The 7,164-nt window shown below is 43.3% G+C and carries 5 protein-coding genes and 1 riboswitch; of the genes, 3 read left to right on the forward strand and 2 right to left on the reverse strand.

Translation table 11 applies throughout. The annotated features are described in order from the left end of the window. Positions 1-164 precede the first annotated feature (164 nt). Positions 165-743, reverse strand: a complete 579-nt coding sequence (locus PX482_RS25440; protein ID WP_002733879.1) for a DUF3172 domain-containing protein — start codon at positions 741-743, stop codon at positions 165-167. A 189-nt stretch (positions 744-932) separates the two neighbouring features. Beyond that, positions 933-1,063, forward strand: a riboswitch (cyclic di-AMP (ydaO/yuaA leader). A gap of 229 nt (positions 1,064-1,292) precedes the next feature. Here PX482_RS25440 and PX482_RS25445 point away from each other — a divergent pair. The 3 genes from PX482_RS25445 to PX482_RS25455 all read left to right on the forward strand — a co-directional run bounded on the left by PX482_RS25445 (position 1,293) and on the right by PX482_RS25455 (position 5,979). Beyond that, entirely contained in the window at positions 1,293-2,630 is a 1,338-nt protein-coding gene (locus PX482_RS25445; protein ID WP_002756651.1) for an ArsB/NhaD family transporter, read from the forward strand. Positions 2,631-2,736: 106 nt separating this feature from the next. Beyond that, positions 2,737-3,909 (forward strand): glycosyltransferase, encoded by a 1,173-nt coding sequence (locus tag PX482_RS25450; RefSeq protein ID WP_002756650.1) that lies wholly within the window; start codon positions 2,737-2,739, stop codon positions 3,907-3,909. A gap of 54 nt (positions 3,910-3,963) precedes the next feature. Beyond that, positions 3,964-5,979, forward strand: coding sequence for an ABC transporter ATP-binding protein (locus tag PX482_RS25455; protein ID WP_288123192.1), 2,016 nt, complete (start codon positions 3,964-3,966; stop codon positions 5,977-5,979). 122 nt (positions 5,980-6,101) lie between these two features. Here the strand turns inward: PX482_RS25455 and PX482_RS25460 are convergent. Then, positions 6,102-7,164 (reverse strand): phytoene desaturase family protein (locus PX482_RS25460; RefSeq protein WP_288123194.1); only part of this gene is annotated, 1,063 nt, incomplete at its 5' end.

Genomic DNA, 7,164 nt, shown 5'->3' on the forward strand with positions numbered 1-7,164 from the left:
ACAATTATTTGTAGGATGGGTTAGCGGTAGCGTAAACTATGCGGGTGTTGGGTTTCATGCTTCAACCCAACCTACGTTCATCTTATATTTAATTCCTCCACCTACTTAGTTAATTAGGAGTCAGTGGTCAGGAGTCAGCAGTCAGGAGAACGATCTTTTCCGGTTTAGAATTTATCTGTATCTGGTCTGGGGCCAACAGCACCGGCGGGATTAACAAAAAGATTGCCCCCGGCTTCATTTTGGAAGATACAATCGATTTTCGGTTTGCCTTCCAAGGGGCCGGTATAACCAAAGGTATTCATCCGGTTTTTACAACTTTGTACCTGCTGTCCATCGACTAATTTTTGTTGTTCTAAAATTGACCAGTTATTGCGTCGCAAAACGCAACCGGGTTGCATGACTGGTTGGGTGACAAAAACGTTAAAGGGGTTAAGAGTGACATAAACCCGCAAATCGGTGACAATGGCACTAGCCCCAAATTGCACGCATAATTCCGCATTGGGGGCGCTGCGATCGATTACTTCTCGGGAAGCGACGTTTTCGGGGCTAAAATTAGCGGTAGAACTGAATACCAGACCGAGACCCACTCCTAGTACAAAAATACCGCCAATCAGGGCGATCATGGCATAGTTTAATTTTGCCAATAGGCCTCCAGGGGACGAAGCGCGGGAGTCATCGCCATAGGAGCGGTCATAATCACGATCGCGCGATCGGGGAGGAGTATAACGAGGTCTTCTATTCATAGAAATTGCTGATTTGGCTGCTATGGCGGTCAGTCGTTAGCTATTAGCTTATCATTGTTCTATCCTAGCAACCCGGGGGATAACCGACAGGATAGGTCTGGTATAGGGCTATATCGTTTTTTTTGGGGTTAGTATGCTATGGTGGATCACTAAACAGAGTAAGTCAGCCTAATCCAAGTTTCTATGCTAGATATTAGCTAGACAAATTCGGAGCGGAGGAACCATATTTGGGGGCGTATTTCTAGATTTTTTAGCCTAGAAAAGGATATCTCTCTATCCTAGCCCGTCAGCTAACTTCGTCGGCGTGGGGGGGAAGACTGAAACATCACTACATTCCTAGTAATGTCTTGATCGGTTCAGTTATGTCGCTGGTACTACTTGATAGTCATAACTTACAGGAGACATTGTTTATGGAGATTCTCATGTCAGCTTACCGATCGCAACAATTTTAAGATTTTCCGTAGATAACCATATTTTCTATGAGTTTGCTGTACATTCGGGCAAACTTTTAGTCCTATCGAGAAACCGAAAGTAAAAACAGGATCAAAAATGCTGGAATCTTTACCAATGTGGATTGCTGCGATGACTTTTGTTGCAGTCATTGTGGTTATTATGTTCGAGTGGCTTCATATTACCGTAGCGGCTTTACTGGGGGCTTTAATCTTAGTTTTTACCCATATCATGACTCTCCAGGAGGCGGTGGGTTATATCAGTCGCAGTTATGGCACTCTCGCCCTATTTTTTGGGGTGATGGTGTTAGTGAGAGCCTTTGAACCAACGAAAATTTTTGATTATTTAGCAGCACAAATGGTGCTTTTAGCCAAGGGACAGGGCAAATTATTACTAATAGGAATTGTTGCCATTACTACCCCGATCTGTGCGGTATTGCCCAACGCCACCACGGTGATGTTGTTAGCACCTTTAATTCCCCCATTGGCACAGGATATAGGTGTGGATTTTGTGCCGCTCTTAATCCTGATGGTTTTCGTGGCCAACAGTTCCGGGTTATTAACGATTGTTGGTGATCCCGCTACTTATATCGTCGGTGATTCTATTAATATAACCTTCATGGAATACCTACAGCGTTTGAGTTTAGGTGGTGCGCTGGCAGTAATTACCATTCTGCTTATGTTACCTTGGTTATTCCCCAAAATCTGGCGGACAAAATTCGAGCATTTAGAAGACTTACCCCATCCGCAAATTAATCATCCGCGCGTCCTAGCTCTGGGGGGAATTATCGTCTTTTTAGTCTTATTTTTATTCGTCGTCGGTGAATCTTTTCCCGTACCCCTTGCTCCGGCGGCTGTTGCTTTGATGGGGGCAGCTTTAGCCCTACTTTTAGCCCAGCAATCGAAGATAGATACGGTGCATAATATTCTCCGAGATGTGGACTGGAGTACCCTATTATTTTTTATGTCAATTTTTGTCCTAATTGGCGGCTTAGAAAAAACTGGGGTAGTTAATAGTTTATCGGGATTTCTGGCGATAATTTTAGGCAAAAATATCTTTTTAGGTTCTCTAGTCTTGCTGTTTTTTGTCGGTTTTATTTCCAGTGTAGTTCCGAATATTCCCCTAGTGGTGGCCATGGTTCCACTACTGAAACAGTACCTTGTTAATGTTAATTTAGTCGGGACGGAGGTTCTTTCTCCCGATTATGCCGGTTCTTTTCCCCCGTCCGTTTTACCGCTTTTCTATGCGATGATGTATGGAGCCACCCTAGGAGGTAATGGTACTTTAGTGGGAGCTTCTTCTAATATTGTCGCCGCCGGCATCGCCGAACAACACGGGGGCAAAATTAGTTTTCATACCTTTCTGCGCTACGGTTTACCGGTGATGTTTACTCAGTTAGTCGTCTCGGCTATGTATATGTTAGTTTTCTTTGTCTAGTCTATCTCTGGGGGTATTAATGTTAAGTCCGTTTAAGATTGACAAGAACGTTAACATCGATTAACATTCTCCTATCGTGCTAGATAATCTGGATTGAGCGGCGATCATGAACAAAAAAATCTCTGTTTTAGCACCAGATTTATCCGGTGGTGGTGGCACAAGAGTCTATTTGATTGCTCAAGTCTTGCAACAGCTAAACTGTCAGGTGACGGTTTATGGTCCGATTTTTGGCCAGGAAATCTATCCCACCCCACCAGGGAATATAGCGGTGGTATCGGTCAAAGGCAATAATTATCCCCAGTTTTTTGGCCAGATCAAGACTTTACTCGATCGCCTCTCCGGAGAGATTATCTACGCGGTTAAACCCCGTCCCACCAGTTTCGGCATCGGTTTACTGAAACGTTTTTTTTCCCCACGTCCCCTAATTCTTGATATTGACGATTGGGAAATGAGTTGGTTTGGTGGCGATCGATGGTCCTATCGTCCTTATCCTCGACAATTAGCTAGGGATATCCTCAAAAAAAATGGTGCGCTTAGGGATCCGAATCACCCTCTTTATCTGCGTTGGATGGAAAATTTAATTAACCGCGCTGATGCGGTGACGGTTAATAATCAATTTTTGCAAAAGCGTTATGGGGGGATTTATTTACCGAATGGCAAGGATACGCAACTTTTCGATCCCAATCTCTATGATCCTGTCGCTTGTCGTCAAAAATACGGTTTATCCGCGTATAAAGTCTTAATGTTCCCGGGTACAGCTAGACCTCACAAAGGTTTAGAAGATGTCTTAATCGCTTTAGATCAAATTGGTGATCCTGATTTTAAATTGGTGGTGGTGGGAGGTCGCCAAATCGGGGATGGTTATCTGGATAGTTTGCTAGAAAAAGGTCAACCTTGGTTAATTCATTTACCTGCTCAACCGCTCGAGCGAATGCCGGAAGTTATTGCCGCTGCCCATGCTATTATCGTTCCCCAGAGGGATGAAGCTACGGCTAACGCCCAATTTCCGATTAAACTCACCGATGGTATGGCGATGGCTAAACCGATTATTTCCACTAAAGTGGCAGATATTCCCGAAATTTTAGCTGATATTGGCTATTTAGTCGAACCTCGATCGCCAGAGCAACTAGCTGTCATAATTAGAGAAGTTTTTAATCATCTCGACTCGGCTAATGCACGAGGACTAAAAGCGAGAGAGCGCTGTATCGCCTCCTATAGTACCACCGCCATGGCGACAACTCTCTCTGGCATAATTACTTCTCTGGAAGGGAAATATTAGATTGTAGCGAGTAGGATAATTGACCGTTGACTATTTACTTTCTTACTTATAGCGATGAATCCTAAGCAAATTCTCCTTAAATATACGCTGAAACACTGGGTATTAGTGGTTTCCAGCATTGTTATCGGCTTTGTCAGTACCGTATTTAATGGGGTAGGAGCTATTTTAGTTATCCCTTTGCTAATTTCTTTTATTAATCCCGAAAATGATATCTTAAAAAATGCCCCCCAAATTATCAAAAAGCTGCTCTCCGTTTTCGAGGTTTTCTCGGTCGATACTCGTTTTTTCTGGATGTTTGCGGCGATATTAGGAATTTTAATTCTCAAGCACATTACCAATTTTGTCAGTAATTTGCTAGGCACTTACTTGTCTTTAATTATGGCAAAAGATATGCGAATTGATTCAGTTATTCTGCTGCTAGAAGTGGATATAGATTATTATGTAAAAAGTAAAATAGGAGATATTTTTAATCGTTTCATGTCGGAGATTAATCGGGCTGTAGCATCAATTAGAAATTACATAAACCTGATTAAGATTATCGCTACAGCTTTCATGTACTTAGTTATTTTATTATCAATTTCTTGGCAATTAACTATTCTTTCAAGTGTTTTGGGTGGCTTTTTAGGTCTGCTTAATCAATACTTTGTCAAGAGATCGAAAAAGTTTGGAGAGATTATCACCGTAACGGCTAAACAGCAAACTAATAAACTGTTGGAACTGTTAACGGGAATTCGCCTAATTAAAGCGGTAGGCAATGAGAGATACGAATTAGAATCTATCGTGGAAGATATCGAAGCCCGGGAGAAAGCGGGTTTAGATGCCCAGATTAATAATGCTGTAATCGCTCCGCTCAATGAGATCGGTGGGGTAATTATTATTGCTTTAATTATCATTGCTGGTCGTTATCTTTTTAATGAACAAATCCAAGCTTTAGCGACGATTTTATTAACCTATCTCTATGTACTTTTCCGGGCCCTGCCGATAGTTAGTCAAATTAACAGTGCTAGGAGTAGTCTATTGGGTGATGTTTCCGCAGTAGAGGTGGTAGCGGACTTTCTCATTCGAGAGAATAAACCATTTATGAGCAATGGCTCTATTCCCTATCAAAGATTAGAGACAGGTATTCATTTTGATAACGTCCAATTTTCCTATCCTGGTCATCAAGAATTAGTTCTCAAGGGCATCGATCTTTGGATTCCAAAAGGAAAAATGATCGCTCTTGTTGGTGCTTCGGGGGCTGGAAAATCGACAATTGCTGATTTATTACCACGCTTTTATGATCCTACAGCCGGGAGGATTCTTTTTGACGGTCACGATTTACGGGATTATGAGATCAAATCTCTGAGAAAAGCCATGGGAATAGTCAGTCAAGACACTTTTCTCTTTAATAATTCTCTCCGTTTTAATATTGCCTACGGATTAAGCGATGTTAGTGATGCAGAAATTTTAGCAGCGACAAAAAGGGCGAATGCCTACGAGTTTATCTCCAAACTGCCGGAAGGACTGGATACGGAAATTGGCGATCGGGGAGTGAGACTTTCGGGGGGACAAAAACAAAGATTAGCGATCGCTCGTGCCTTACTCAGAGATCCAGATATTCTCATTCTCGATGAAGCCACCAGTGCTTTGGATACAATTTCTGAGCGTTTAGTACAGGAAGCGATCGATGAACTCTGTCGCGAGCGGACTACTCTTGTGATCGCTCACCGTCTTTCCACTGTTCAAAAAGCCTATCAAATTGTGGTGCTGGACAAGGGAAAAGTGGCAGAAATCGGCAATCATGAGGAATTATTAGCTCAAGGTGGTCATTATGCCCGTTTACACGCTCTGCAATTCAGTGATAGCAAAGAGGCCGACTCTAAGAATAGGGAAGATGAGCAAAAAAGAAAAGCTTATTTATCCTACGAAGCGAGAAGCAGTCTTAATAGTCTTTTAGGTTCTCTGCGTCTAGTATCTGAAGATTTAATCGAAGATTCTCAGGAGAAACAGGAAATTTTAGAAGAATCCTGTAGTTCAGCCATGCGACTTCTCCATATTATCGAAGACTACGAGTATTCCTCGACTCGATAGCTCTCCTGCAAAAATCAAAAATTGTTGTCATAGTAAATCCGGTTATTAAAAACTGATTATTTATTCTCCCTTTTGCATGAGTGCCTGTCCTAATATGTAGCCTATACTCAACGGATTTAGTATTAGTTGAATAATCTTTGCAGAAAAGTGCTTCGATCCCGCAGGAAAACCTGGGCGCAATTGCGCCCCGGCATTCCCGAAATTGAGCCGCCGGGGTGAGTTCCTGCCCCAGTTAAATAAAGGTTTTTAATTGGGGTTTTGTAGTTAGCTATTTCCGGCAAAGGACGCAGGAAAATCATCTGATCTAAGGTCATATCAAGATGATAGTAATTACCTTTATAGGAACCCAAACGATTAGCTAATTCGGCCGGACTTTCCACCCGACGGGCAATAATGGCGGATTTGAGATTTGGGGCATAATCGGCCAGTTTATCAAGAACTCGATCGGCCACGCGATTTTTTAATTCTTCCGTCCATCCCGTGCCGTTTAATCCTGTTCCCTCGGCCCCGGCAATCTGATAGGGGGCAAAAAATTCGATCCAGAGGGTATGCTTACCTTGGGGAGCCATGGAGGGATCGAGAATAGTGGGTACATCTAGGTACATCGAGGGATTTTCGTCGGGAATCTGCCCCAAAATCGTTAAAGCGTGGGCCTGTTCAACGTGACGCACGGAATCGGCGATGAGAATCGTTCCCTGTAAATACTCCTCTTTGTGATCGTAAGCCTCGAACCTTGGTGCTTCGGCGAGGGCGCAATCAATTTTAAGAATTGTTTCATTGTTATTGACAATTCGCCGTTCTACCCTTTCTCGCAATTCCGGATCGGCGGCATCCACATCGGCGGAGGCGACTAACTGTAAAAAAACTCGTCTAGCGTCAATATTAGAGATAACACCCGCTTTTGCCAGATATTCCTGTCCAGAGTCCACCCTAACCCCGATCGCTTCTCCTTCCTCAATTAGAATCTGTTTAACCTTCTGCTCGGTTAAAATCACCCCACCGAGACTAACAACACATTTCACCAGAGCCTCTGTTAGTGCGCCTGTACCACCACGAGGGCGAGCCACCCCGGGGGAGTGACGCATCGCCATCATCATCATCCCGGAGGTAATGCCTTTTTGGGAGGGAGGAGCGCCAATTTCTGCCGCTAGACGAGCCAGGGGTGCTTTGACAAATTCGCTCTCA

Source organism: Microcystis sp. M53602_WE12, from assembly GCF_030065455.1.
Classification (GTDB): domain Bacteria; phylum Cyanobacteriota; class Cyanobacteriia; order Cyanobacteriales; family Microcystaceae; genus Microcystis; species Microcystis aeruginosa.

Bases quoted from the DNA above. Each gene is read 5' to 3' on its own strand.
- PX482_RS25440 (WP_002733879.1), bottom strand. From the start codon at position 743: ATGAATAGAAGACCTCGTTATACTCCTCCCCGATCGCGCGATCGTGAT.
- PX482_RS25445 (WP_002756651.1), top strand. From the start codon at position 1,293: ATGCTGGAATCTTTACCAATGTGGATTGCTGCGATGACTTTTGTTGCA.
- PX482_RS25450 (WP_002756650.1), top strand. From the start codon at position 2,737: ATGAACAAAAAAATCTCTGTTTTAGCACCAGATTTATCCGGTGGTGGT.
- PX482_RS25455 (WP_288123192.1), top strand. From the start codon at position 3,964: ATGAATCCTAAGCAAATTCTCCTTAAATATACGCTGAAACACTGGGTA.